The 24,610-nt window shown below is 74.7% G+C and carries 25 protein-coding genes, 1 tRNA gene and 1 pseudogene; 18 read left to right on the forward strand and 9 right to left on the reverse strand.

The window, feature by feature from the left end; genetic code table 11:
• The first annotated feature begins 34 nt into the window (after positions 1-34).
• From ABD223_RS37635 to ABD223_RS37670, 8 genes and pseudogenes are all read left to right on the forward strand, one after another.
• A complete protein-coding gene (locus ABD223_RS37635; protein WP_344042000.1) occupies positions 35-688 on the forward strand; it encodes a TetR/AcrR family transcriptional regulator in 654 nt (217 codons plus the stop codon).
• A gap of 19 nt (positions 689-707) precedes the next feature.
• Positions 708-908, forward strand: coding sequence for a ferredoxin (locus ABD223_RS37640; RefSeq protein WP_344042002.1), 201 nt, complete (start codon positions 708-710; stop codon positions 906-908).
• Positions 905-2,101, forward strand: coding sequence for an NAD(P)/FAD-dependent oxidoreductase (locus ABD223_RS37645; protein ID WP_344042004.1), 1,197 nt, complete (start codon positions 905-907; stop codon positions 2,099-2,101). The genes ABD223_RS37640 and ABD223_RS37645 overlap by 4 nt, the downstream gene beginning before the upstream one ends.
• Entirely contained in the window at positions 2,098-3,315 is a 1,218-nt protein-coding gene (locus tag ABD223_RS37650) for a cytochrome P450 (protein ID WP_344042006.1), read from the forward strand. The genes ABD223_RS37645 and ABD223_RS37650 overlap by 4 nt, the downstream gene beginning before the upstream one ends.
• Positions 3,316-4,316: 1,001 nt before the next feature.
• Positions 4,317-5,600: a hypothetical protein gene (locus ABD223_RS37655; RefSeq protein ID WP_344042008.1), complete on the forward strand. Its 1,284-nt coding sequence runs from the start codon at positions 4,317-4,319 to the stop codon at positions 5,598-5,600.
• Between the two features lie 55 nt (positions 5,601-5,655).
• Positions 5,656-5,919: pseudogene (locus ABD223_RS43755) on the forward strand (Dph6-related ATP pyrophosphatase); the annotation flags it as partial.
• 248 nt (positions 5,920-6,167) lie between these two features.
• Positions 6,168-6,320, forward strand: a complete 153-nt coding sequence (locus ABD223_RS37665) for a hypothetical protein (protein WP_344042012.1) — start codon at positions 6,168-6,170, stop codon at positions 6,318-6,320.
• A 31-nt stretch (positions 6,321-6,351) separates the two neighbouring features.
• Complete coding sequence (locus ABD223_RS37670; protein ID WP_344042050.1) at positions 6,352-7,440, forward strand: M20 family metallopeptidase; 1,089 nt, start codon at positions 6,352-6,354, stop codon at positions 7,438-7,440.
• Between the two features lie 78 nt (positions 7,441-7,518).
• On the opposite strand, the gene ABD223_RS37675 is transcribed toward ABD223_RS37670, so the two are convergent.
• The 3 genes from ABD223_RS37675 to ABD223_RS37685 are packed head-to-tail and all read right to left on the reverse strand — an operon-like array spanning position 7,519 to position 9,436.
• On the reverse strand, positions 7,519-8,109 hold the full coding sequence (locus ABD223_RS37675) for a nitroreductase family protein (protein WP_425564078.1): 591 nt from the start codon (positions 8,107-8,109) through the stop codon (positions 7,519-7,521).
• Positions 8,110-8,153: 44 nt separating this feature from the next.
• On the reverse strand, positions 8,154-8,417 hold the full coding sequence (locus ABD223_RS37680; protein WP_344042014.1) for a LysE family translocator: 264 nt from the start codon (positions 8,415-8,417) through the stop codon (positions 8,154-8,156).
• A 56-nt stretch (positions 8,418-8,473) separates the two neighbouring features.
• Positions 8,474-9,436, reverse strand: a complete 963-nt coding sequence (locus tag ABD223_RS37685; protein WP_344042016.1) for a phosphotransferase — start codon at positions 9,434-9,436, stop codon at positions 8,474-8,476.
• 805 nt (positions 9,437-10,241) lie between these two features.
• Between ABD223_RS37685 and ABD223_RS37690 the strand changes: the two genes are divergently transcribed.
• Together ABD223_RS37690 and ABD223_RS37695 are read left to right on the forward strand one after the other, a co-directional pair.
• A complete protein-coding gene (locus ABD223_RS37690; RefSeq protein ID WP_344042018.1) occupies positions 10,242-13,052 on the forward strand; it encodes an AfsR/SARP family transcriptional regulator in 2,811 nt (936 codons plus the stop codon).
• Positions 13,053-13,095: 43 nt separating this feature from the next.
• The gene (locus ABD223_RS37695) at positions 13,096-13,527 is read left to right on the forward strand and encodes a hypothetical protein (RefSeq protein WP_344042020.1); all 432 of its coding nucleotides are present in this window, start codon (positions 13,096-13,098) and stop codon (positions 13,525-13,527) included.
• On the opposite strand, the gene ABD223_RS37700 is transcribed toward ABD223_RS37695, so the two are convergent.
• Together ABD223_RS37700 and ABD223_RS37705 are read right to left on the reverse strand one after the other, a co-directional pair.
• Positions 13,528-13,698 carry a hypothetical protein gene (locus tag ABD223_RS37700; RefSeq protein WP_344042022.1) on the reverse strand — a complete coding sequence of 57 codons (171 nt, stop codon included), beginning with the start codon at positions 13,696-13,698 and terminating at the stop codon, positions 13,528-13,530.
• Positions 13,695-14,669 (reverse strand): DMT family transporter, encoded by a 975-nt coding sequence (locus tag ABD223_RS37705; RefSeq protein WP_344042024.1) that lies wholly within the window; start codon positions 14,667-14,669, stop codon positions 13,695-13,697. Before ABD223_RS37705 ends, ABD223_RS37700 begins: the two co-directional genes overlap by 4 nt.
• Positions 14,670-14,697: 28 nt before the next feature.
• Between ABD223_RS37705 and pdxR the strand changes: the two genes are divergently transcribed.
• Both pdxR and ABD223_RS37715 read left to right on the forward strand, forming a co-directional pair.
• Positions 14,698-16,236: a MocR-like pyridoxine biosynthesis transcription factor PdxR gene (gene pdxR, locus ABD223_RS37710; protein ID WP_344042026.1), complete on the forward strand. Its 1,539-nt coding sequence runs from the start codon at positions 14,698-14,700 to the stop codon at positions 16,234-16,236.
• A 97-nt stretch (positions 16,237-16,333) separates the two neighbouring features.
• Positions 16,334-16,417 (forward strand) — tRNA-Arg (locus ABD223_RS37715).
• A gap of 26 nt (positions 16,418-16,443) precedes the next feature.
• Here the strand turns inward: ABD223_RS37715 and ABD223_RS37720 are convergent.
• The 3 genes from ABD223_RS37720 to ABD223_RS37730 form a co-directional block, all read right to left on the reverse strand.
• The gene (locus tag ABD223_RS37720) at positions 16,444-16,902 is read right to left on the reverse strand and encodes a PaaI family thioesterase (RefSeq protein WP_344042028.1); all 459 of its coding nucleotides are present in this window, start codon (positions 16,900-16,902) and stop codon (positions 16,444-16,446) included.
• 76 nt (positions 16,903-16,978) lie between these two features.
• On the reverse strand, positions 16,979-17,692 hold the full coding sequence (locus ABD223_RS37725; protein WP_344042030.1) for a DUF6801 domain-containing protein: 714 nt from the start codon (positions 17,690-17,692) through the stop codon (positions 16,979-16,981).
• 239 nt (positions 17,693-17,931) lie between these two features.
• Complete coding sequence (locus ABD223_RS37730; protein WP_344042032.1) at positions 17,932-18,720, reverse strand: MOSC domain-containing protein; 789 nt, start codon at positions 18,718-18,720, stop codon at positions 17,932-17,934.
• A gap of 411 nt (positions 18,721-19,131) precedes the next feature.
• Between ABD223_RS37730 and ABD223_RS37735 the strand changes: the two genes are divergently transcribed.
• The gene (locus tag ABD223_RS37735) at positions 19,132-20,364 is read left to right on the forward strand and encodes a helix-turn-helix domain-containing protein (RefSeq protein WP_344042034.1); all 1,233 of its coding nucleotides are present in this window, start codon (positions 19,132-19,134) and stop codon (positions 20,362-20,364) included.
• Positions 20,365-20,373: 9 nt separating this feature from the next.
• Positions 20,374-21,552: a PucR family transcriptional regulator gene (locus ABD223_RS37740; RefSeq protein WP_344042036.1), complete on the forward strand. Its 1,179-nt coding sequence runs from the start codon at positions 20,374-20,376 to the stop codon at positions 21,550-21,552.
• Between the two features lie 173 nt (positions 21,553-21,725).
• On the opposite strand, the gene ABD223_RS37745 is transcribed toward ABD223_RS37740, so the two are convergent.
• A complete protein-coding gene (locus ABD223_RS37745; RefSeq protein WP_344042038.1) occupies positions 21,726-22,286 on the reverse strand; it encodes a CGNR zinc finger domain-containing protein in 561 nt (186 codons plus the stop codon).
• 133 nt (positions 22,287-22,419) lie between these two features.
• Here ABD223_RS37745 and ABD223_RS37750 point away from each other — a divergent pair, with 133 nt between their 5' ends.
• The 4 genes from ABD223_RS37750 to ABD223_RS37765 all read left to right on the forward strand — a co-directional run.
• Positions 22,420-22,869, forward strand: a complete 450-nt coding sequence (locus tag ABD223_RS37750; RefSeq protein ID WP_344042040.1) for a VOC family protein — start codon at positions 22,420-22,422, stop codon at positions 22,867-22,869.
• A gap of 12 nt (positions 22,870-22,881) precedes the next feature.
• Positions 22,882-23,775 (forward strand): pyridoxamine 5'-phosphate oxidase family protein, encoded by an 894-nt coding sequence (locus ABD223_RS37755; protein ID WP_344042042.1) that lies wholly within the window; start codon positions 22,882-22,884, stop codon positions 23,773-23,775.
• A 138-nt stretch (positions 23,776-23,913) separates the two neighbouring features.
• Positions 23,914-24,201 carry a WhiB family transcriptional regulator gene (locus tag ABD223_RS37760; protein ID WP_344042044.1) on the forward strand — a complete coding sequence of 96 codons (288 nt, stop codon included), beginning with the start codon at positions 23,914-23,916 and terminating at the stop codon, positions 24,199-24,201.
• A gap of 81 nt (positions 24,202-24,282) precedes the next feature.
• The coding region (locus ABD223_RS37765) for a MerR family transcriptional regulator (protein ID WP_344042046.1) at positions 24,283-24,610 on the forward strand (328 nt) is incomplete at its 3' end.

Raw genomic sequence — 24,610 nt, forward strand, 5'->3', positions numbered from 1 at the left:
ACTGAATTAAGCCGACTTGCTTGGCTGGGTGGTGATGAGCGGCAGGGCAGCGGGGGCCGAGCGGTCCTCGGACACGCGGGAGCTGATCCTGGCGACGGCCGAGAGGCTGTTCGCCGAGCGCGGCGTCCACGCCGTGTCCAACCGGCAGGTCGGCGAGGCGGCGGGCCAGGGCAACAACTTCGCGGTGGGCTACCACTTCGGCTCCAGGGCCGAGCTGGTGCGCGCGATCATCCGCCGCCACGCCGAGCCGGTGGAGCGGGCGCGGGTGCGGATGCTCGCCGGGATCGCGGGCGGCGGCCAGGTGCGGGACTGGGTGGCGTGCCTGGTGCGCCCGTTCACCGAGCACCTGGCCGCGCTCGGCAGCCCGTCCTGGTACGCGCGGTTCGGCGCGCAGGTGATGACCGACCCGGCGCTGCGGCGGGTCGTGGTCGACGACGCGCTGGGCGCGGCCTCGGTGCGGCGGATCCTCGACGGCCTCAACCGGCGCCTGCCCGCCCTGCCGCTGCCGGTGTACCTGGAGCGCAGCGCCATGACCCGCCACCTGGTGATGCACACCTGCGCCGAGCGGGAGCGGGCGCTGGCCGCGGGGCTCCCGACGGCGAGGCCGTCCTGGGACGACGCCGCGACCGGCCTGGTCGCCGCGGTGGTCGGCCTGTGGTTGGCGCCGGTCACCACGACCGGCGCGTGAGGAGGAGGAGTTACGGGTGATGAAGGTTTTCGTGGACGAGGACAAGTGCTGCGGCGCGGGCTCCTGCGTGCTGGCCGCACCGGACGTGTTCGACCAGCGCGACGAGGACGGCGTCGTGGTGCTGCTCGACCCGGAGCCCGCCGAGCACCTGCGCGCCGCCGTGCGCGAGGCCGCCGACGTGTGCCCGGCGGCGGCGATCACGCTCGGCGAGCGGGCGTGACGTCACCGGGGGAGGTGCTGGTCGTCGGGGCCTCGGCCGCCGGCCTGGCCACCGCGGAGGCGTTGCGCCGCAAGGGCTACACCGGCGGGTTGACCCTGCTCGGCGACGAGCCGCACCCGCCGTACGACCGGCCGCCGCTGTCCAAGCAGGTCCTGGCCGGCGCGTGGGGGCCCGAGCGGGCCCGGCTGCGCGGCGACGAGGTGCTGGAGGCCCTGGGCGCGCGGTTCGTCCTGGGCGACCGGGCGGTGGCCCTGGACCTCGGCGACCGCGCGGTGACCACCGCGAGCGGGCTCACCCTGCGGGCGGACGCGGTCGTGCTCGCGACCGGCGTGCGACCCAGGACCCTGCCGGACCAGCACGGGCTCGCGGGCGTGCACGTGCTGCGCACCCTCGACGACGCCCTCGCCCTGCGCGCCGACCTGCTGCGGCCCCGCCCGGCCGGCGGGACGCGGTTCGTGGTGGTCGGCGACGGCGTCCTCGGCGCCGAGGTGGCCGCGACCGCGCGCACCCTCGGGCTCGACGTCACCCTGGCGGGTCCCCAGGCCGCGCCCCTGGCGGCCCAGCTCGGCCCGCTCGTCGCGGGCCTGCTCGCCGACCTGCACGCCGAGCGCGGCGTGCGGCTGCGGCTCGGCGCGGCCGTGCTCGGCCTGACCTCCGCGGCCGGCCGGGTGACCGGCGTGCGGCTGGAGGGCGGCGAGGAGCTGCCCGCGGACGTGGTCCTGGTGGCCCTCGGCGCGACGCCGAACACCGAGTGGTTGGAGGGCAGCGGGCTGACCCTGGACAACGGCGTGGTGTGCGACGCCCGGTGCCGCGCCGCCGACGGGGTCTACGCCGCGGGCGACGTCGCGCGGTGGCGCCACGAGCCGCTGGGCGCGTCGGTGCGGCTGGAGAACCGCACCAACGCCACCGAGCAGGCCGCCGCCGTGGCCGACAACGTGCTGGGCGCGAACCGCGCGTACGCGCCCGTGCCCTACTTCTGGACCGACCAGTTCGACGCCAGGCTCCAGGTCCACGGCACGCCGACCGACGAGGCCGACGTGGTGGCCGGCGAGCCGGCCGCGCGCCGCTTCGTCGTCACCCACCGGCGCGCCGGCGAGACCGTCGGCGTCCTCGGCTGGAACATGCCCAAGCAGGCCCGCCAACACCGTCAAGAACTCCTGGGGCCACGGCTCCTGATGGGAGGAGCGCGATGACCGGCACCGCCGAGATCCCCGAGACCGCCGAGATCCCCGAGTACCCCATGGCCCGCGCGGAGGGCTGCCCGTTCGACCCGCCACCGGAGCTGCGCGAACTCCAGGCCGGCGCGCCCCTGACCAGGGTCCGGATCTGGGACGGCAGCACCCCGTGGCTGGTCACCCGGTACGCCGACCAGCGCGCCGTGCTCACCGACCGCCGGGTCAGCGCGGACATGACGCACCCGGACTACCCGAGCCAGGCGGAGCGCAACGGCGGGACGCTGAGCTTCATCGGCATGGACGACCCCGAGCACGCCCGGCTGCGGCGCATGGTCGGCGCGGCGTTCGCGGTGAAGAAGGTCGAGGCCCTGCGGCCCATGGTGCGGCGCATCGTCGACGAGGCGGTCGACGCCCTGCTGGCCGGCCCCAAGCCGGTCGACCTGGTGGAGGCGTTCGCGCTGCCGGTGCCGTCCCTGGTGATCTGCGAGCTGCTCGACGTGCCCTACGAGGACCACGAGTTCTTCCAGCGCAACAGCAGCACCCTCATCAACCGCGACTCCACCCCGGCGCAGCGCGGCGAGGCCATGGGCAACCTCGGCGAGTACCTGGGCCGACTGGTCGCGGCGAAGCTGGAGAACCCGGGCGACGACCTGCTGTCCAGGCTGGGCGAGAAGATCAAGGCCGGCGAGCTGACCGTCCAGCAGGCCACCCAGATGGGCGTGCTGCTGCTCATCGCCGGTCACGAGACGACCGCCAACATGATCGCCCTGAGCACCCTGGTGCTGCTCCGGCACCCCGACCAGCTGGCGTTGTTGCGCGACTCCGACGACCCCTCGGTGGCCCGGCGCGCGGTCGAGGAACTGCTGCGCTACCTCAACATCACCCACGGCGGCCGGAGGCGCTTCGCGCTGGAGGACATGGAGGTCGCGGGCTGCCCGGTCCGAGCCGGCGAGGGCTTCGTGCTGCCCAACGAGATCGCCAACCGCGACCCGGCGGCGTTCCCCGACCCCGACCGCCTCGACCTGACCCGCGAGGCGCGCCACCACGTGGCCTTCGGGTTCGGCGTCCACCAGTGCCTGGGGCAGCCGCTGGCGAGGCTGGAACTGGAGATCGTCTACCACACCCTGTACCGGCGCGTGCCCGGTCTCCGGTTGGCCGCGGAGTTCGCCGAGGTCCCCTTCAAGCACGACGGGTTCGTCTACGGGGTTTACGAGCTGCCCGTGACCTGGTGACGCGGGTGGTGGGCCGGTGTTCTCCGGCCCACCACGCGTCCGCCCGGATGCCATCCACGCGCCGCCATTCCGGGTCATTGTCGAGGAAATGCCTGGCAGCCTCTCCGATCTCCGCATCGCCGATTGCGGGCCCCGTCGCTCGACGAGCGCTGGACCCGGCCTGTGCCGCCGGAACCCGCCGGCGAATCGAAGAATGCCGCCAGCGGACGCCCGGTCCGACCGGTGCGCGGTGGCGTCGGCGGTTCGTCGGCGCCGGCCGTCCCGGCGGAGGTCAGTGCCGCGGCACCGGCCAACGCCACTGCCGCGAGTGCCCGCCCACTGCGTGACATCTTCATGGTGATCTCCCGGAAGACGTTGTGTTCCTTACGATTCGGGAGACGACCGCCGTCGCGAAAGGATGCCCACGCGTGCTCGGTGTGATTGGTGGCACACCCTGTGTGGCGGGCTTTCCCCGGAGGTGGTGCGGGTGCGGGGACCACCCCCCGGGATCTCAGCGGTTCGCCGCCCCGGCACCGGCGTCCGCCACCGCCGACGTGAGCGCCCTGGTCGTCACCGGTCATGATCGGCGCCCTCCCACCTGCCTCCGAGCCGCCGGCGCCGCGCCACGAGGTGATCGACCCCCGGCACCCCGTCCCGCCGCCATCGGCACCCGCACGGGTGAACGGGACCCCTCTTCCCGCCGCTTCGACCCACCTCCTCCACGGACCGGCCCCGAACCGGCGGGAACTCCGCCCGGATCCGCCACCCGCTCCCGTGGACGGGGAGTTGCCGAGAAAAGCTCATCTTCCACGATGGTCGCGCGTTCGCGCGGTGAACCGCACGGCGTATTGACACCGACTTCCGGTCGGATCAGGATACTTCGAGTCATTGCATTCACGCCGTTGGTCCCGCGGTCCGCGGCAATACCCGACAATCGCGTCGCCGTGGATATTCCCCGTGATGGCGCAACGGCATTCGAATCTCATTCTCATGCGCTTCTCGCGAGGAACAGGAGTCTTGTGGTGGATTCGCAGGGACCGAACGAGCCCGCGCAGCGCCGGTTCGGACGTCGACCGATCCTCAAGGGCGGCCTGGTGGCCGCCGCGGCGGCCGTCGCGGCGCCGTCGGCGGTGTTCGGCGAAACGGCGCGAGCCGCACCGGCAGGCCGCGCCGCACCCGTGCGCGGCGACCGGGCGCTGCCCGTTCCCCCGGTCATCCGCTCGCGCGACGACCTGATCGCCAAGGGCGCGCGCGTCCCGCTCCTCCAGGCCGGGGCGTCGGCACTCCCCATCACGCTCGACGGCGTCACCTACGAGATGGCGCAGGACATGGCGTGGCTCGACGCGGAGCACTTCGCCGTCGGCCGCTGGGACGGGTCGATGAGCATCTTCGAGTACGGCGCCGCGCCCTTCGGCGGGCCGCTGATCAGGGAGGCGGTCAACAGCCCGTCGTTCGCCGGGGTGCAGATGGTCGCGGCCCTGCCGGGCAACGCGATCGCCACCACCAACGACGACGCGTCGATCGCGTTGTGGCGGTCGCCGAGCGGCACGTGGAAGGACCTGGCGCTGGTCGGGACGCTGCCGTTCGACGCCGCCCTGGGCGTCGCGACCTCGGGCCGGGGGCTCGTCGTGGGGGACCGCAGCTTCCTGGTGGTCGGCCACACGAGCGGCTTCGCCTCCCTGTGGCGCTACCACCCCGCCACCCGGAACCTGGTGTTCCGGCGCGCGGTCGACCTGCGCAACCCCGTCCCGGTCAACCCGTGGGGGCTGCACGACATCCGCGGCGTCGACGTGGTGGTCGGCACGGACGGCGTCCCCAGGGCCGTGACCGGTTCCGAGGACGGGTACGTCTCGATCCTGGACGTGCCCTCGGGCGCGATCCTCTCGCAAACCGTCTTCAACCCGAGCGCGCAGCGGGGCATCAACAGCGTCTCGGTCGCCGGCGAGTCGCTGCTGGTGGCCAACTGCTCGGTCGGCAGCGCCGACCACAACCTGTGGTACTTCTCCATCGACCGCCAGACCTGGGCGGTCACGCTGCGGGACCAGGCGAACCTGCTGATCGACACCCAGCGGCCGCAGGCGTTCAACTTCGAGACGGTCTGGGGCTCCTACGGCGGCAACCAGTGCTGGTTCGCCTCGACCGAGGAAGGCGCGCTGTGGATGGGCACGGCCGGCCCCGGCCTGAGCACGCTCGGCTACCAGGAGGTCACCAGCCCGTTGGGCTCCACCCTGGCCTACAAGGACGGGCCGGGACGGCTGGCGATGGTCGCCTACGACCTCTACCAGTACAGCACCGCCGCCCCGTAGGGCGCAGCAGGCCCACGACACCGTGCACGAGACCGAAGACCTGGCCGGTGTGCCCGTGTTCTGCTCGTGGAGCGGGGGCAAGGACTCCGCGCCGGCGCTGCACGAATCAGCCCGGGCCGGAGCCGCGCCGCGCCTGCTGGTCACGATGATGACCGAGGCAGGCGCCCGGTCGCGCTCACACGGGCTGCGGCGCGCGCTGCTGGAGGAGCAGGCCGACGCCATCGGCCTGCCCATCCGCTTCGGCAGCGCCACCTGGGCCGGCTACGAAGCCGAGTTCCGGACCCCGGTCGACGCGGCCGTCGCGGCAGGCGCGTCCACCGGCGTCTTCGGCGACGTCGACGGCCACCGCGAGTGGGTCGAGTCGGTGTGCGCGTCGGCCACCGCCACCGCGTGCCTGCCGCCGGACGGCAGCCCTCCCGCGGACCCTGACCACGACGTCACGCCGGGCGGCCCCGGCCGAACCGGTGATCGTGGACGTGCGCGAGCACGTGGGCGTCTACGATCACGCGGGCGCCCGCCTGGAGGTGTCCGGTCCCGGGCTGCGCGCGATCGCGACCGGCCCGCCTGGTGCGGGAGTACGAGCTGGTGCCGCTGGAGGAGGACGTGTTCGTGGTGTGGGAGCCGCAGTCGCAGTTCGACCCCCTGGTGACGTCCTCCGCGCTGCCGGACGGGCCGCGGTTCGCCCGCTTCCCCGTGCGCGCGACCCCGGAGGTGAGCTGACGTGGAACACCTGAGGGCCGCGTTGCCCGAGATGCTGGCGGACGTCGAGGAGCTGGTGACGTGCGAGTCGCCGTCCACCGACCTGGCGGCCGTCGCCGCGAGCGCGGACGTCGTCGCGAGGGTTGGCGCGCGACGCCTCGGCACGACGCCCGACCGGCTCGTGGTGGACGGCCGGACGCACCTGCGCTGGCGGTTCGGCGACGGACCCGCGCGCGTGCTGCTGCTGGGCCACCACGACACGGTGTGGCCGCTCGGCTCGCTCACGACGCACCCGTTCACCACCGCCGGGGGAGTGCTGCGCGGTCCCGGCTGCTTCGACATGAAAGCCGGGTTGGTCATCGCCCTGCACGCCCTCGCCGCGCTGCCCGACCGCACCGGGGTGACGCTGCTGGTCACCGGCGACGAGGAGATCGGGTCGCCGTCCTCGCGCGAACTGGTCCAGGCCGAGGCCGCGGGCTGCGCGGCCGCCCTGGTGCTGGAGGCCTCCGCGCCCGGTGGCGCGCTCAAGCTGGAGCGCAAGGGCGTGTCGCGGTACGAGGTGCGGGTCCGGGGCCTGGCCGCGCACGCCGGCCTGGAACCCGAACGCGGCGTCAACGCGGCCGTCGAACTGGCGCACCAGGTGCTCGCCGTGGCCGGGCTGGGCGACGCCGGGCGCGGCACCACCGTCACCCCGACCCTGGCGTCCGCCGGCGCGTCCGCGAACACGGTGCCCGCCGCGGGCGCGTTCGCGGTCGACGTGCGCGCCCGGGACACGGGCGAGCAGCAGCGGGTGGACGCGGCGATGCGCGCGCTGAGCCCGGTGCTCGACGGGGCGGAGCTGGAGGTCGTCGGCCGCCCCAACCGCCCGCCGATGCCCGCCTCGGCGTCGACCGAGCTGTTCGCCCGCGCCCGGGAGGTGGCCGCGTCGCTGGGCCTGCCGCCGCTGGAGGGCGTGGCCGTGGGCGGTGGCTCGGACGGCAACTTCACGGCCGGGGTGGGGACGCCGACCCTTGACGGGTTGGGTGCCGTCGGCGGTGGCGCGCACGCCGACGACGAGCACGTGCTGATCGAGCACCTGGTGCCGCGCACGGCGCTGGTGGCGGCGCTGGTCGAGGACTTGCTCGGGCGAGCAGGCGGGTGATCGGCGGGTGACGGGGGCTGATCGCTGGAGTTGACCGCTGGGGGTTGACCGCTGGGGGTTGACCGGGGCGCTGGGCGGCTACCAGCGCCCGAAGCGCACCACCTCGTCGAACGGCCTGCGCGCGCGGGTCAGCGGTGAGGCGCCCTCGGACGTGCTCCCCTCGGCCGGGTGCCCGATGGCGACCGCCCCGATCGGCACGTGGTCGTCGGGCACGCCGAACTCGGCGCGCAACCGGTCGGAGCCGTCGGCGCGGATGCCGAAGTACACCGCGCCCAACCCCTCGTCAACCGCGGTCTGGAGGATCAGCAGCACCGCCATGCCGGTGTCGATGTGCCAGAACGGCACCGGCCAGCGGTCCTCGTCGCGGTCGGTCCACCCCTTGTCGGGCAGGGCGTACCGGTCGAGGTAGACGTCCTTCACCGAGAAGGGGACCACGACCATTGGAGCGGTCCTCACCGAGTCCGTCGCCATGACGTCGACGACCTCGTGGAACCGGGCCAACTCGGCGTCCCGCAGCACCAGGAAAGCCTGGCCCTGCGAGAACCCGGCGGACGGCCCGCGCACCGCGTTGCGCATGATCCGCAGCACGCTCTCGTCGGCCACGGGCTCGCCGGTGAACCGGCGCACCATCCGCCTGCGCCGCACCACGTCCTGGAACTCCACGGTCACCTCCGGACCTGTCGACCCCCTGATCCCGATGGTAGGGGCGGCCGTCAGCGGTCGAGGGCCGAGCGGACGCCCAGACCGAGGAAGACGCCCCCGGTGGCGGTGTCGATCCGCCCGGCCGGCAACTCCACGGTCCCGTCGACGACGATCTCCAGCACGACCGGGACCGCGCCCAGGACGACGAACCGGAGCCACACCCGGCCCAGACCCGGGTCCACGAACCGGGGCAGGAACGCGATGGCGAAGGTGACCATCTTCGGGTTCACCAGGTTCGTCGTCAGCCCGGTGAGGAAAGCCCGTCGCCCCGACATCCCCGTGGCGGTGGGCAGGTCGTTCCCCGGCTCGTCTCAAGGCCTCCGCGGGCCGTCTACGGCCTCTGCGAGCCGGTGCCTGCTCCCCGCGAGCCGGCGCCGGCACGACGGAGGCGCTCGCGGGCCTCATCCTCCGACAGCGAGGTGATGGGCTGCCCGACCGCGTGCTGGTACTTGGCGTCATAGGCCCTGGTCCAGACGCCTGCCGCCCACGACAGTCGGAGTTCGTCGGCGCTGAGCTCCCTGCCACGCGCACGGCCGTACGCGTCGAGGAACCGCTGCGTGTCCTCGACGGTGGCCAGCTCGTCCGCGCTGACGGTCGAATGCAGCGCAGCGGCGAAACCGACCAGGACGGATTCGCTCTCCGCGATCACGCTGTCCCAGTCGTGCACCACCAGCAGCGCGTCGCCGCTCCAGCGCAGGTTGCCGGCAAGCCAGTCGCAGTGGCCGATCACGGCGTCGGACCCGCCGGCGCGCAGCAGGTCACGAGCACGGCGCCCGGCCGCGTCGATCCACTCCGCGCCGGACACCTCGTCGAGGTTGACATCAGAGCCCTCCGGACACGGCCACAACCCGCCCCCGCCGTGGTTCCAGTCCGCCCACGACGGCGCCGGGTCGAGCGCGGACACCTCGCCCGGCCGCGGAGCCAACCGGATCAGCCACGCGAACGCCTCAGCGAAAGCCACGGCCGCGCGCTCCGCGCTCGGGAGCACCGCACCGCCGGGCACGTAGACCTCCGCGGTGGCGACATCGACACCCAACGGCGCGGCGCCGGTGAGCGGCCGTGGACACGGATAACCGGCCTGGAACATGCGGCGCTGGACCTCCACACACGCCGCCATCCGCGGCGAGTCCGGACGAACCTTGACCACGACCTCACGGCCGTCAGTCAGCCGCAGCCCGATGACGGCGGACAGGAACCCGGACCTGAACAACTCATCCGCCGGCGGGCTGCCCAAGTGCTCCGTGCACCACCGGGCAAGGAGGCCTGGATCGACGGCACGCGCGCGAGATGACATCGGAGCATCCTCACATGCGCTGGTGGTGTCCCGCAGTTGAGACGGCGGGACGACCTCGCGTCAGTTCCGCCACCACAGCGTCAAGATCAGCTAGGAGCGTCAAGATCAGCTGGGGAGGTTGAGAACCGGCGTTGCGGAGGCTCCAGGTCGAGCCCGGTGCGAGCGAGGAGGACACGCTGCGCTACGCATCATCAATCCCAGCCTTTCAAGACCTGTACCACCGCCACCTGTACCACCGCCGTTGTGCCGCTACCGCATGGGGATCTCACTGCATCGGGATCTCACTGCACCAGGATCTCACTGCACCAGGACCTCACTGCACCAGGACCTCGCTGCACCAGAGGCCCGCCGCACCAGAGGCCCGCCGCACCATCAGGGGCCCCTTACACCGTGATCTCACCGCATGACACCTCCGCCGCGCCGCCTCCATATTTCCGGCAACGTTCGAGCCGTTGACATTGATCCCGAACTTGGCATGCCTAACACGTACGTGTCGTCTTTCCGGCATTTTCCGGTTCATGTAACCAGGTCACGGTCGTGATCCGGGTTCCTGCAACCCAAGAATTACCACCTACCAACGAGGTCCGCCACCACAGTCACCACAGCCACACCGCTGCTACCTCCGCCTTCCCCGCCATCACCACAACTGCCAAGGCCCTCCGCATGCGCCCAGGGCAACCCTCAGGGCAACAGCCACCGAGCACGGCCCGCTTGCTCCTGCTGGTATTCCTGACGCGCGGGACGCGCGGGTGGTTGTCGAGGATGAGGTCGGTGTCGTGGAGTTGAGGGCGTCGTGGAGTTGAGGGTGCTGGGACCCGTCGAGGCGTGGGACGGGGACCGCCGGGTGGACGTGGGGCACGCCCGGCAGCAGTGCGTGCTGGCCGCGTTGCTGGTGGACGTCAACCGGGTGGTGTCGGTCGACCAGTTGCTGGACCGCGTGTGGGGGCAGGACGTCCCGTCGCGCGGTAAGGGGAATCTTCACTCGTACATGTCGCGGCTGCGCACCGCGCTGGCCGGGCTGCGCGACGTGGTGATCGTGCACCGCTCGGGTGGTTGGGTGGTGGAGGTCGACCCGGACCGCGTCGACCTGCACCGGTTCCGCGGGCTGCTCGCCCTGGCCCGCTCGAACCCCGACCCGGGCGACGGGCTGGCCGCCGTCGAGGGGGCGTTGGCGCTGTGGCGGGGTGAGGCGTTCACCGGGCTGTCCACCCCCTGGGCCGAGGCGGCGCGGGAAACCCTGGCGGCCGAGCGGTGGACCGCCGAGTTGGAGCGCACCGACCTGGCGCTGGCGCTCGACCGCCACGACGCCCTGCTGCCCGAGCTGGCCGCCCGCACCCGCCAACACCCGCTGGACGAGCGCCTGGCCGCCCAGTACGTGCTCGCCCTGGCCCGCAGCGGTCGCCAGGCCGCCGCGTTGAGCCACTACCAGCAGGTCCGGGCGCGGTTGGCGGACGAGTTGGGCGCCGATCCCGGTCTGCCGCTGCGGGACCTGCACCAGCGGCTCCTCGCCGCCGACCCGGCCGTGCCGGCGGGGAGGTCCGCCAAGCCCGCCAAGCCCGCCAAGCCCGCCGCAGGCACAGCAGGCACCACCGCAGGCACCACCACCGGCACCTCCGGCGCGCCGCGGCAACTGCCCGCCCCACCCCGGTCGTTCATCGGCCGCGCCGACGAGCTGGACGCGCTGACCGCCGCCCTCGACGACGTGCCCGCCGGCGCGGTGGTGATCTCCGCGATCGGCGGCTCGGGCGGGATCGGCAAGACGTGGTTGGCGTTGCACTGGGCGCACCGGCACGCGGACCGGTTCCCCGACGGCCAGTTGTTCGTCGACCTGCGCGGGTTCAGCCCGGACGGCGAGCCGATGCCGGCGTCCGTCGCGGTGCGCGGGTTCCTCGACGCGCTCGGGGTCGACCCCGGCCGCGTCCCGACCGACCCGGACGCCCAGTCCGCCCTGCTGCGCGGCACGGTCGTGGACAAGCGGATCCTCATGGTGCTGGACAACGCCGCCGACACCAACCAGGTCGTGCCGCTGCTGCCCGGCGGGGACTCCTGCACCGTGCTGGTCACCAGCCGCAGCAGGCTGCCGGGCCTGATGACCGCGCACGGGGCCCGCCACCTCAACCTCGACGTGCTCACCGACGAGGAGGCGCGCGTGCTGCTGGCCCGCCGGCTGGGCGCCGCGCGGGTGGCGGCCGAGGCGAGCGCCGTGGACGAGCTGGTCGGCTTCTGCAAGGGGTTCCCGCTGGCGCTGGGCGTCATCGCCGCCCGCGCGCACACCCACGCCGACCTGCCGCTGGCCACCTTCGCCGCCGAGCTGCGCGACCTCGGCCTGGACGCGCTGGCCGACAGCGACCCGGCCGCGAGCCTGCCCGCCGTGCTGTCCTGGTCGCACCGGGCGCTGACCGCCGAGCAGCAGGTGGTGCTCGGCCTGCTCGCCACCGCGCCCGGCCCCGACATCGGCCTGCCCGCCGCGGCCGCCCTCACCGGGTTGTCGGCGGTCCGGGTCGGGAGGGCGCTGCGGGGCCTGGAGCAGGCCTCGCTGCTCACCCGGGACGCCCGCGGCCGGTACTCGGCGCACGACCTCATCCGCGCCTACGCCGCCGACACCGCCCGGGAACGGCCGGAGGACGAGCGGATCGCGGCGCTGCGGCGGGTGGTCGACTTCTACCTGCGCACCGCCCACGCCGCAGACCTGTGCCTGGACCCGCACCGCGAGGTCGTCCCGCTCGACTCGGCGGACGTCACCCCGCACTCGCCGGCGGGCACCGCCGAGGCCCTGGCCTGGTTCGACCTCGAACAGCCCTGCCTGCTCGCCGCCCAGCAGACCGCCGCCGCGCACGGGTGGGACCGGGCCGCGTGGCACCTGGCCTGGGTGCTCACCACCTTCCACAACCGGAGGGGGCACCTGGCCGAGCAGCTCGTGGTCTGCCGGGCCGGGCTGGCCGCCGCCGAGCGGCTCGGCGACCCCTCCGCGCGCCTCCGCGTGCACCGCCTCCTGGGCCGCACCCACGCCGCGCTGAGGCAGCACGACGAGGCGGTCGGGCACCTGGACCGGGCGCTCGCGCTGGCGGAGCGGCACGAGCCGGGCACCCGGGCGCACATCCACCAGGTGCTGGCCTGGACGTGGGCGCGGCAGGGGGACGACGCGCGGGCGCTGGAGCACGCCACCAGGTCCCTGGAGTTCTACCGCACCCTCGGCAACCCGGCGTGGGAGGCCAACGCCCTGAACATGGTCGGCTGGTACGCCGCGCAGAACGGCGAGCACGACCGGGCCCGCGAGCACTGCCGGGCCGCCCTGGAGCTGCACCGCCGCCACGGCAACCCCGAGGGCGAGGCGGACACCCTCGACAGCCTCGCCTACATCGACCACCGGACCGGGCGGCACGAGCAGGCCGTGGGGCACTACCGGCAGGCGCTGGCGCTGTTCCGCGACATCGGCAACACCGTGCAGGTCGGGGACACCCTGGAGCACCTGGGTCACCCGCACGCGGCCCTCGGGCAGCACGAGGAGGCCCGCGCGGCGTGGGAGGAGGCCCTGGACCTGTTCCGGGCGCAGGAGCGCGCCGACGAAGCCGACCGGGTGCGGCGGGAGCTCGACGCCCTGGGCGCCGGGGGCTGATGGCTCCCCTGCCGCCCCGGGGCGGGGGTGGGAGGATGGAGCGGTGAGTTCTCCCCCGGCGCAGGGCCGCCCACCGGGATCCGCGACGACGCACGTGCTGCGGTTCGTCGTGGTGGGTGTGGTGCTGGCCTGGAGCGCCCTGGTCGCCGTGGTGATCGCGCGGGAGCCGGAGCGCGGCGCGGCGTCGCCGGCCGAGCTGGCGCGGGCGTGCGAGGTCGCGCTCAACGACGGCGACGCCGAGTCGCTGGCGCGCCTGTTCGGGCGGCCGCTGTCCGAGGACGGCGCCGCGGTGGCGGAATCGGTGGTGGCCAGGGCCGGCTCGCCGCGGGGGCGGTGGACCGTCGAGCCGGACCCGGGCGCGAACGGGGCGGTGCTGGTGATCGCCGACGCGACCGGTCTGCGAGCCCGCTGGCGGGCCGAGGAGGACGACGGGCGCTGGCTGGTCGACCCGATCGCCTCGCCGTCGGCGGGGTGATCAGGCCCCGCCGAGCCCCGCTCCTTCACCCGTTCGTGTACTGAAGTCGAACCGGGGCGCGGTCGCGGCCGGCACGGCGTGGTCCGGGGTGATCCCGTCGGCGAAGACCACGCCCGCGGCCGGCTCGGGGAAGTCCCGCCAGGTCGCGGCCGAGTGCCGGGACCACGTCACGCACCCTCCCCGCCCCGCCGGCGCCACAGGCCGAACGCCAGGCCGGCCACCACCACGGACATCCCGACCCACACCAGCGGACCCGGCACCCGCGCGCCCAGCGCGACACCCACCACGGCCGCCGACACCGGGGCCACCCCGGTCAGCAGACCCACCTGGCCGGACCCGAGCGCCGCCACGGTGGAGTACCACAGCACGAACGCCACCGCGGTCACCATGACCGCCAGGTAGGCGATCGCGGCCCAGTCGTCGGCGGTCAGCGCGGTCACCGCGCCCACGCCCTCGGTCGCCGCCGCGAGCCCGGCGCACATCACCGCGCCCAGCCACACCGAGTGCAGCGACACGCCCCACGCGCCGTGCCTGGCGAGCACCGGGACGGCCAGCAGCGTGAACGCCGCCTCGCACCCCATCGCCACCGCGGCCCAGGCCACGCCCTCCGCGTCCGCCCGGCCCGCACCCTCCACCAGCACGCTCCCGGCGGTGACCACGGCCGCCGCCGACAGGACCCGGGCCTGCGGCGCCCGGCGCTCCAGCAGCGGTCCGACCACCCCGATCAGGACCGGCACGCACGCCAGGGCGACCGCGATCACGGCGGGTTCGGCGTGGGCCACCCCGCGCACGACGGCGACGTTGAACAGCACCAGCCCGGTGGCCGCGATGCCCGTCAACCACAGCCACTCGCGGCCCCTCGGGCGCACCACGGTCACCCGCAGCACCCTCGCCAGCAGGGCCAGGACGACGATCGCGGCGAGGTAGCGGACCGCCTGGGCGGTGAACAGCGGCGCGGAGACCAGGGTGTGCGACACGCCGATGCTGCCGCCGACGAGGGCCATGCCGGTGATGCCCGCCGCGAGGTTGCGCAGGGGCGGCCGGGACGGGAGGGCGCCGGGCGCGGCGGTGTCCGCCGGGGCGGTGCAGGCAGGCGCGGTGCAGGCAGGCGAGGCGCCGGCAGGTGTGGTGGCTGTGTCCATGGCCCCACCCTGTCGCCACAATGGTCCGGTGAGCAGGTCCAAAACCCCTCCGGTCGACAGGTCCACAACGGGCGCCGACTTCCTCCAGCTCAACCCGGCGGACGCCCCGGTCGGTGGCCTGTCGGAATGGCTGACCGGCCGCCTCCGGCAGGCCATCTCCGACGGCAGGCTGCCGGTGGGCAGCAGGCTCCCGGCCACCCGCGCGCTGGCCGCCGAGCTGCGCGTGTCCCGGGGCGTGGTCACCGAGGCCTACCAGCGGCTCACCGAGGACGGCCAGGTCGCCGGGCGCGGCCGTGCCGGGACGGTCGTCCTCGCGGCCCCGGTCGCGCCGCCGCCCGCGAGGCCCGCCCCGCCGCCGACCGCGCCGGCCCCGCCGGCCGGCGACGTGTTCACCGCGCCACCGGGGACCGAGGTGTTCGAGGCGCTGCGGTCGGCCCCGGCGCGGATCGACCTGTCGCCGGGCGTGCCGGACCTGGCCGCGTTCCCGCGCGCCGCGTGGCTGCGCGCCGAACGCGCGGTGCTGGGCACCCTGTCGGCAAGCGACTTCGGTTACGGCGACCCGCGCGGCGCGCCCGCGTTCCGGCTGGCGGTGGCCAACTGGCTGGCCCGCAACCGGGGTGTCCGCGCCGACCCGGACGAGGTGGTGGTCGTCGCGGGCGTGGCGCAGGCGCTGGCCCTGCTCGCCAGGGTGCTGCGCGGCGACGGCGTCGACCGGGTCGCGGTGGAGGACCCCGGCTCGCTGGGCGCCAGGCAGCAGCTGCGCAACTGGTACGTGGACGTCGACCCGGTGCCCGTGGACGCGCACGGCATCCGGGTCGACGAGCTGCGGTCGTCCGGCGCGGCCGCAGTGCTGCTCACGCCGGCGCACCAGTTCCCGACCGGCGTCGTCCTGGACGGTCCGCGGCGGCGCGAGCTGGTCCGGTGGGCCGACGAGGGCGGGCTGGTGATCGAGGACGACTACGACGCCGAGCACCGCTACGACCGGCCGCCGGTGCCCGCGCTGCGGTCGCTGCGCGCCGACCGGGTCTGCTACGCGGGCAGCGTGTCCAAGTTGCTGGCGCCCGCCCTGCGCACCGGGTGGCTCCTGGTGCCCCGCCGCCACCACGAGGCCGTCGTCGCGGCCAAGCGCGACACCGACCTGGGCAACGCCGTGCTGCCGCAGCTCGTGCTGGCCCGGCTGATGGAGTCGGGCGACCTGGAGCGCCGGCTGCGCCTGCTGCGCCGCCGCCACCGCGCCCGGCGCGACGCCATGATCACCGCGCTCCGCCGCCACCTGCCGGGCGCCCGCGTGCACGGCGCGGCCGCCGGCCTGCACCTGATGGTCACCTTCGACGCCGGGGTCGGCGACGTGGAGGTGGCCGCCGCGGCGCTGGCCCGGGGCGTGAAGGCGCACCCGCTGTCCTGGCACCGCCACCGCGACGGCGAGCCGGGGCTCGTGCTCGGCTACGCGGCCGGCTCGGCGAGCGGGATCGAGGAGGGCGTCGCCGTGCTCGGCGAAGTCCTGCGAGGACTGGTCCGGCGCCCGGAACCGGTGCGGGGGAAAGGAGTTGTGCCGCCGCGGCGGTGACGAACACACCGTCGCGCACCGCGACTCGGCGGACACACCGGAGCAGCGGGTTCGATGCCCGCCGACCGCTCCACGCCGACCCCGGCCCGGGGTCGGCGATCCAACCCCCGTGGCTCAGTCGGAGCAGGGCGCGACGCCACGAACGTCGAGGTCCCGGGCTCGACCCCCGGGTGGGTCTCCACGCCGCGCCCAGTCCTCTTCGGACGGTCACTTCGCGGGTCGCGGGCGCCAGCGCTTCCACAGCGCGCCCGCCTCGGCGCGGGTCTTGCCGTCCCACACCAGCGAGACGTCCACGGTGATCTCCGCCTCCGACGCCTCCCGCACCACGGCCCGCAGCTCCACCGGCTCGCGCAGCGGCGACGGCCGCAGGTAGCGCACGTCCAGCCCGGCGGTCACGTAGGACAGGGCGGCGTCACCGAGGGCCTCCCACCCCTTCGCCTCGGCCTCCAGCATCACCGCCGCCGCGCTGTGGCAGTCGAGCACGGTGCAGATGATGCCGCCGTTGAGGAAGCCGAGCCCGTTGTCGTGCTCGGGCCGCGGCGTGAAGGCGGCGGTCACCACCCCGTCCTCGCCGGGGTAGCTGCGCAGCCGCAACCCGTCGGGGTTGGCGTGGCCGCAGCCGAAGCACGGCAGTTCGGGGTAGAGGCGTTCCTGGATGCTGGTCACCCGCCCAAGGTAGGTGGGCCCCGGGAACGGCGGTGGGCCGCCCCGTGCCAGGGGCGGCCCACCGGGGGAGCGGGAACTACGAGACGGTGAACTCGTAGAGCTTGGTCACCTGGTTGGCCTTGAGGGTGCAGTTGGAGGTGAAGGTGCCCAGGCCGGTGGTCGAGCCGTCGGCCTTGCGCGGGGTCAGGGTGGTGCTGAAGTTGCCGACCGTGATGGTCGTCCGGCCGGCCTTGGTGAGGGTGAGGGGCGCGGTGCCGCCGGACGCGATCGTGTTGAACGCCCCGGAACCGGGCACGTTCGTCTTGGCCACGTTCAGGTTCGCGGTGACCGGCACGGCGGTGCCCGCGTTGTTCACGGTGGTCTGCGCCTTCGCCGTGCCCTCCACGGTCTTGGCGCCGACCAGCGCCAGGCCCAGGGTCGCGGCCGCGGGCACGGTCGCCGTGGCGATCACGGTGGTGCCCGGGATCGGCGTGCCGACCGTCGCGGAGGCGGGCAGGTTGGCCACGTCGATCTTGACGCTCATGTCCTGCGCCCCGATCAGCGGGAAGGGGCAGTTGTAGACGAGCGTCAGCGACGCGGTCGCCGCCTGGCCCACGCCCGCTCCGGCGGTCAGGATGGTGCCGGCGACCGCCGCGGCCGTCGCGAAACCCCCGAGGACCCTGCGCGAAGCAGCATTGAGTTTCAGCATGCGAATCTCCTCGTCGAGATTGTGCGGAAAAATGGTGGCCACGGCGGCGGCATCGCTGGTGTACCCGTCAGTAATGTACGTTTCCGCGAACCGATCGGGCAAGGATGGATCGTGGTTGAGGCAGATTTCTTCAACCGGCCTACAAAATGATTGTTCGTTTTTATCACGGGAGTGAAATTATCCGCCCGCCGCGTTCGGCGGCGGACCTTCCCGGGTTGGTCGCGGGGGTCGGGCCCGCGCGAGGACCCGCGTGCGCGGAGGGACCCCGCTGACGTCGTCAGCCGGTCCGCGTCCTCGGGAGCCGGGGGATCAGGCGCAACGGCGCACGGCCGGGACGCGGGTCAGCGCCATTCGGTGACGGTCACGGCGTCGCCGACGGCGATGTCACCGGGGGTGAGCACGGCCGCCTTCATGCCGAAGCTGACGCCGTCGGGTTCGCGGCGGTAGTCGGCCAGGGTGCGCAGCGGCTCGGGGCCGGCGCGGAACCCGGCCGACTGGTCGACGAGGGTGACCGCGCAGCGGATGGCGAGTTCGCCGAAGCCGACCTCGGCGCCGCCGACCGCCATCCGGCTCACCCGGTCCTCGGTGTGCGGCTCGGGCCAGCCGCTGATCACGACGTTCGGCCGGAACCGGTCCATCGGGACCGGGTCCGCGCCCCGCGCCGCGATCCGCGCGTTCAAACCGTCCAGTGTGGACAGGGAGAGGACCAGCAGCGCGGTCGGGTCGACCTCGCCGCGACCCCGGCTCGACCAGGCGGGCTCGCGCACCAGGCGGACCGGCCTGCCGAGCACCCCGGACAGCCACTCGGCCGCCTCGTCGCCCTGGTCGATCCCGGACCCCGGCCACTTCTCGACCTCCACCGGCCGGGCCGCGCCGTCCGCCACCACGTCCAGCACCAGCCCGCCCGCGCCGGGCGCGCCCAGCTCCAGCGCCGCGCCCCCGCGCAGCACCCGGCACCGGATCGTGGCCAGCAGCGGGGCCTCGCCCTGCCAGACGACCTCCCCGGCCGGCCCGACCACCGCGAACAACCGGTCGTGGGCCAACCCGGTCGGGGTGGCCTCGGCCCGGTCCACGACGACCCCGGCGCACCCCTTGATCGGGTACGACATCAGCGCGTGAACGGTTGCCATGCGGCCAAAGTACCGGCCGGGCGCCGCGATCCGCCCCGGTGGAAGCGGGAGTTGCGGGACGTGCACGCCGGGGCTCCGCCGGCCGGCGGGCACCCGTGCCCGCGTTCGGCGGTCAGGGGGCGGCCAGAGGGCGGCGGCGGTGGACAGAGGGCGGCGGCCAGTAGGCAGGGGCGGTGGACAGGGGGCGGTGGCCAAGGGCGGCAGTCGGTCGGTGGTCAGGGGTCGAGGGCTGCGGCCGGCCGCCGGTCGCCGGGCGGTCTGCCGTCAGCCGTTCGCGCTCTGCGGTCCGAAGATTTATTCGGGTTTTCCTTCCTTTGTGCCGACCGGGTTTTGAGCCGTTAGGCGGTACCCGCTCGGAGCGCTCCGGCGCGACCCTGCTTCGGCTGGGGAAGACGAAGGGGTTGGGGGAGCATGGGGGATTTGTTCGCCCGGTGGCAGGGCATGGTGGCCCGGCACAGCAGACGCGCCGTGGACGCCTACGTCCGGGAACTGCCCGATTTCCACCTGATGTCGACTGACGCCCGGTCGCGGACCGGAATGTTGGATTTCGCGTTCTTCCTCCGCGAGCGGACGGTCGCGCTCGCCGCCGAGGGCAGGCCGTTCGGCGAGGACGACCTCGCCGTCATGGTCGCGGTCGGCCGGGAGCGCGGCGCGGCGGGGGTGTCGCCGGTCGCGCAGCGCCGCGTCCTGGCGCTGCACACCTCGCTCACCCTCCGGGAGGTCCACGAGGCGGCCACGCCGGTGGACGTGACCGACGTGATGCACGCCCTGCGCTGGTTGCCCGACCAGGGCGCGGTGGCGCAGGCCGCGTACACGCAGGGGTACCTGCGCGGCCAGGAGGCCCTGCGGCCCGTGGTGGACCGCGTGCGGTCGCTGGTGTCGCTGCTGCTGGCCGGCGACGCCTTCGCCGACGACGTGGCCGCCGGGCTGGCGATGACCCGGCACGAGCACGCCGTGGTGGCGGTGGTGCGGATGCCCGGACCGGCGCCGGGGCCCGCCGAGCGCGCCGACCTGCTGACCGACCTGCTGGCGCACCACTGGCTCCCGGTGCGCTGGGAGGAGCCGGGCGAGTTCGTCGCCCTGGTCGGCGCGGACGACCCGGCGGCGGCCGAGGAGCGGACCCGGGAGGTGGTGCGGGACTTCGTCGACCGGGTCGACGTGCCGTGCGCGGTCGGTGCGGCGCGGGGGCCCGCGGGTGGGTCGGCGGGTGGGTCGACCGGCGCGGCGCGGGGGTCGGCAGGGGCGTTGGCGGGTGGGTCTGCCGGCGCGTTGGGCGGTGCGCTGGACGAGGCGCGGCAGGTGTGCCGGGTCGCGCCGCTCGGCAGGCGCGCCGGCGAGGTGCGCTACCGCGACGACCTGTTCGCCGAACTGGGCGCGGTGGCGGTGCCGTCGGTCGACGCGTGGCTGGGCGAGACGGCGCGCCGGCTGGCGGAGGGTCCCGACCTGATCGCCACCCTCGACGCGTTCTACCGCAACGACATGCACCGCACCCGGTCCGCGGCGGCGCTGTCCGTGCACCCGCGGACCCTGGACTACCGCCTCGACCGGGTGCGCCACCTCACCGGCCTCGACCCCGCCTCGGCGCGCGGCGTCCTGGTCCTCAGCACGACAGTGACCCGCGCCCTCTCCGGCGCCTACAGCTGACGGAGCGCCATGGGAGACCTGTTCGACGCCCTGCGCAGGCGCGCCGGCGAGAACGGCGAGCTCGTCGTCGCCCTGTGCGCCGACGCGCTGCCCGAGTACCGGGCCACCTCGACCACGCCGGCCGACCGCGACCGCATGGTGGAGTTCGCCGTCCACCTCCGGCGCCGCACGCTCGACTGCGTCACCGCCGACGAGCCGCTGACCGCGGGCGACCTCGCGGTCGTGACCGACATGGGCGAGGAACGCGGTCGCCGCGGCCTGTCCCGCGCCGTCCACGACAAGGTGCTGGCGATGCACGCCACGGCGACGTTGCGGGAGATCCACGAGGCGTGCGGCCCGCGCGACCTCGACGACGCCATGCGCATGCTGTCGTGGCTCGCCGCGCACTCCCCGGCCGCCCAGCGCGCGTACACCTCGGGGCTGCTCGCCGGGCAGCAGGACCGGATCTCGGCGGTCGGCCGGGTGCGGCGGTTCGCCGACCTGCTGGTGGCCGGCGACCCGGTCGCCCTCGACCACGCGCGGGCGATCGACCTCGCGGTGCCCGAGCGGTACCTGGTGGTCGTCGTGCGGGTGCTGCCCGACCCGGACGGCCGGCGGGCCGCCGAGCGGCGCGACGAGGTCCTCGACGCCCTGTGGCGGCACCACCGCGTGCCCGCGACCTGGTCGGGGGAGACCGAGCTGGTCGCCTTCCCGGCCGCGGGCCGCGACGAGCAGGCCACCGCGCTGTCCCGGGCGGTCGCGGAGATCACCGGGCGGGCGTGCGCGGCGGGCGCCGCGGTCGGCCCGGCGAGCGGGATCGGCGAGGCGGTGGGGCTGGCGCGCCGGATCAGCCGGGTGGCGCGCCCCCTGGCCGCGCCCGACCACGTGCCCACGCTGGCCGACGTGGCGATCGAGGTCGGGGTGGCCGAACTGCCCGAATTGGACCACTGGCTGCGCGGGATCGCGGCGCGCCTGGCCGGCGGGCCGGAGCTGGTCGAGACGCTGGAGTGCTACTACCGCAACGACATGAGCCGCTCGCGCACGGCCGCCTCGCTCAACGTCCACCCGCGCACGCTGGACTACCGGCTGCGGCGGGTCCACGAGCTGGTGGGCGTCGACCCGCACTCGACCGCGGGCATCCGCGTCCTCGGCACGGCGGTGTCCCGGTTCCTGGCCGACCGCCCCGCCGGCCGGGTGAGGGACTCGTGAGGAGGGGTGAACCGCGCCGCCGCGTTCTCGCACCGGCACGAGGCGCGGACCGCCGGGATCCCGCCAGGCTGGACGTGTCACCGGACGTGGGGCCGGAGCACCGGCGGAGGGGGTGACCGGGCCGCCAGTCGGGCCGACGTCCTGGGGGTCGACCCGGGTGGTGGCGACCGGGATCAGCCCGCCCGGTTCTCCCGGACGCGCGCGTAGTGGCGGCCGGCCTTGGACCGGTTGCCGCACCCCGCCATCGAGCACCACCGGCGGCTGCCGTTCTTGGACACGTCGAAGAAGTGCAGGACGCACGCCGGGTTGGCGCACGGCCGGACGCGGTCGGGGGCGCGTCGCAGCAGGTCGAGGTAGTCGCGGGCGGCGAGCCAGGCGGGCAGCCAGGCTGGCTCGTCCACCTCGACCCGCTCGACCGGCGCGCCGTCGACCAGCGCGAGGTGGACCCGGCCGCGGTCGAGCACGTCGTTGAGCGCCGTGGCGTCGGCGGGCGGGGTGACCGCGGCGGCCAGCGCCTCGCGGGCGCGCAGGACGGCCGCGAGGGTCGCCTCGTCGGCGGGGCAGCGGTCGGCCAGGCCCGCGCCGCGCAGCCAGGTGGTCAGGCCGTCGAGCCCGTCGAGCAGGTCGTGGGGCCCGTCGACGACCCAGCGGGTGTTCAGCAGGTCCAGCGAGAGCGGCTCGCCGGTCAGGGGCCTGGGGTCGGCGGACGTGGGTCGGTCTTGCTCGGCGGGCACCCGCACCTCCTGCGCAGCGATGGCCCTGATCAACCTACTTCTAACCGGTCAAAAAAGCTTAGCCGGGTTGACGCCGCTCTTCTAACCTTCTAACGTTCGTTGAGTAGTTAGATCAACTCGACGGAGGAGTGGCATGGCGATCGCCGACCCGCGCACCGGGCACATCGGCCTGAACGTCACGGACATCGACCGCTCACGCGGCTTCTACCAGCAGGTCTTCGGTTTCGAGGTGCTCGGCGAGGGTCAAGGGGACGACCGCCGCTTCGTCTTCCTCGGCAGTCGGGGCGAGCTGCGGCTGACCCTGTGGCAGCAGAGCGAGGGCGCGTTCGACACCGGGCGACCCGGCCTGCACCACCTGTCGTTCCAGGTCGACTCGATCGACGAGGTCCGCGAGGCCGAGGCGGTCCTGCGCGGGCTGGCGGTCGACTTCGCCCACGACGGCGTGGTGCCGCACGGCGAGGGCGCCGACTCCGGCGGCATCTTCTTCACCGACCCGGACGGCATCCGGCTGGAGATCTTCGCGCCGACCGGTGCGGGTGGCGTCGCGCCGATCGCGGGCGCGCCCACCTGCGGCTTCTTCTAGGGGGTGGGCGCCGTGTACCACCGCGGGCACCGCGCGGTGCAGCGCGAGGCGGGCGTGCTGGACCGCGCCGACCACGCGGGCCGGGCGATCCGCACGTCGATCCCCGACGTGGCGGCGCGCTTCCTCGCCGAGCGGCCGGTCCTGTTCCTCGGCGCGGACGACGGCGGCGGGCGGCTGTGGGCGACCTCCCTCACGGGCGAGCCGGGGTTCCTCCGGGTCGTCGACCCCCGCACCGTCGTGGTCGGGGCGGGGCCCGCCGCCGTCGACCCGCTCGCGGCGGCGCTGGCGGGTCCGACCCCGGTCGGCATGATCGCCGTCGACCCGGTCACGCGCCGCCGGGTGCGGGTCAACGGCGTCGCGCGCCCCGAGGGCGGCGGCCTGGTGGTCCACGTCGACCGGGTCTTCGCCAACTGCCCCAGGCACATCCAGCGGCGCCTGCCCGAACCGGGGCCCGCCGGCGCGCCCCGGGTCGCCGACCGCGGCGCGGCGCTCACCCCCGGGCAGCGGGAGCGGGTCCGCGCGGCGGACACGTTCTTCGTCACCACCGCCTCGGACGAGGGCGGCGTCGAGACCTCCCACCGCGGCGGCAACCCCGGTTTCGCGCGGGTGACGTCGCCGACGGAACTGGAGTGGCCCGACTACGCGGGCAACGCGATGTTCCTGACCCTCGGCAACCTCGCCCTGCGCCCCGTCGCGGGCCTGCTGTTCCCCGACTGGGGGACGGGCACGGCGCTGCACGTCTCGGGCCGGGCCCGGGTCGAGACGTCCCCCGAGCGGGTCGCGGAGCACCCGGGAGCCGAGCGCGTGGTCCTGTTCACCGTCACCGACGTGGTGGAGATCGCGGGGCCGAGCCCCTTGCGCTGGAGCGCGCCCGGGTACTCCCGGTCCAACCCGCCGGTGGCGTGACCGGTTCCCCTCGGCCGGCGGGCGCCCTCCCCGGACCCCGCCGGTCGAGTCCACGTCACAGGACATAGAGTTGCAACGCTTTTGAATCGAATTTAGAGTGGGCTGGTCGCGTAGTCGCCTGGATGAGGACGTGGTCGCATGCCCGAACTGTCACGACTGCCCGAACCGGTCGCCGAGTCCTGGGACTGGCAGCTCAGAGGTCTGTGCCGCGGCATGGACAGCACTCTGTTCTTCCACACGCCCAACGAGCGCGGGTCGGCGCGGCGGAGCCGGGAGGCCCGCGCCAAGGAGGTCTGCCACCGCTGCCCGGTGATGCGGCAGTGCCGCGACCACGCGCTGACCGTGGAGGAGACCTACGGCATCTGGGGCGGCCTCGGCGAGAGCGAGCTGCGCACGCTCATCGCGCGGCAGCACAAGCGGGCGTGACCGGCCGGCCGGTGGTCCACTGAGGACGGTCCCGGGTATTCGCGTCCAGACGGCGCCCGGTGGCGCCGCGGTCGGAGGGTGATGGTCGAGCAGGGCAGCGGGCTGACGCCCGGGGCGCTGGCCGGGATGCTCGGCATCTCGCCCACGACGCTGCGCACGTGGCACCGCCGGTACGGCCTCGGGCCCACCGCCCGCACCAGCGGCAACCACCGCCGCTACGGACCGCGGGACGTCGAGCGGCTGCGCCGCATGGTCGCCCTCACCGCCCAGGGCCTGGCGCCGGCCGCCGCGGCGCGGGCCGCGCTGGGCGGACCGCCGCCGAGCCCCGCCGCGGACGACCGCCCGGCGCTCGACGCCCGAGCGGCCCGCGCCGCGCGCCGCGGCCTCCTGGCGGCGGGCGCCCCGCTCG

The organism is Saccharothrix xinjiangensis, from assembly GCF_039527585.1.
Lineage (GTDB): Bacteria > Actinomycetota > Actinomycetes > Mycobacteriales > Pseudonocardiaceae > Actinosynnema > Actinosynnema xinjiangensis.

Excerpts from the sequence above, each read along its gene's own strand:
- ABD223_RS37635 (WP_344042000.1), top strand. The coding sequence starts at position 35 with ATGAGCGGCAGGGCAGCGGGGGCCGAGCGGTCCTCGGACACGCGGGAG.
- ABD223_RS37640 (WP_344042002.1), top strand. The coding sequence starts at position 708 with ATGAAGGTTTTCGTGGACGAGGACAAGTGCTGCGGCGCGGGCTCCTGC.
- ABD223_RS37650 (WP_344042006.1), top strand. The coding sequence starts at position 2,098 with ATGACCGGCACCGCCGAGATCCCCGAGACCGCCGAGATCCCCGAGTAC.
- ABD223_RS37670 (WP_344042050.1), top strand. The coding sequence starts at position 6,352 with ATGCTGGCGGACGTCGAGGAGCTGGTGACGTGCGAGTCGCCGTCCACC.
- ABD223_RS37680 (WP_344042014.1), bottom strand. The coding sequence starts at position 8,417 with ATGTCGGGGCGACGGGCTTTCCTCACCGGGCTGACGACGAACCTGGTG.
- ABD223_RS37685 (WP_344042016.1), bottom strand. The coding sequence starts at position 9,436 with ATGTCATCTCGCGCGCGTGCCGTCGATCCAGGCCTCCTTGCCCGGTGG.
- ABD223_RS37705 (WP_344042024.1), bottom strand. The coding sequence starts at position 14,669 with ATGGACACAGCCACCACACCTGCCGGCGCCTCGCCTGCCTGCACCGCG.
- ABD223_RS37730 (WP_344042032.1), bottom strand. The coding sequence starts at position 18,720 with ATGGCAACCGTTCACGCGCTGATGTCGTACCCGATCAAGGGGTGCGCC.
- ABD223_RS37735 (WP_344042034.1), top strand. The coding sequence starts at position 19,132 with ATGGGGGATTTGTTCGCCCGGTGGCAGGGCATGGTGGCCCGGCACAGC.
- ABD223_RS37740 (WP_344042036.1), top strand. The coding sequence starts at position 20,374 with ATGGGAGACCTGTTCGACGCCCTGCGCAGGCGCGCCGGCGAGAACGGC.
- ABD223_RS37750 (WP_344042040.1), top strand. The coding sequence starts at position 22,420 with ATGGCGATCGCCGACCCGCGCACCGGGCACATCGGCCTGAACGTCACG.
- ABD223_RS37760 (WP_344042044.1), top strand. The coding sequence starts at position 23,914 with ATGCCCGAACTGTCACGACTGCCCGAACCGGTCGCCGAGTCCTGGGAC.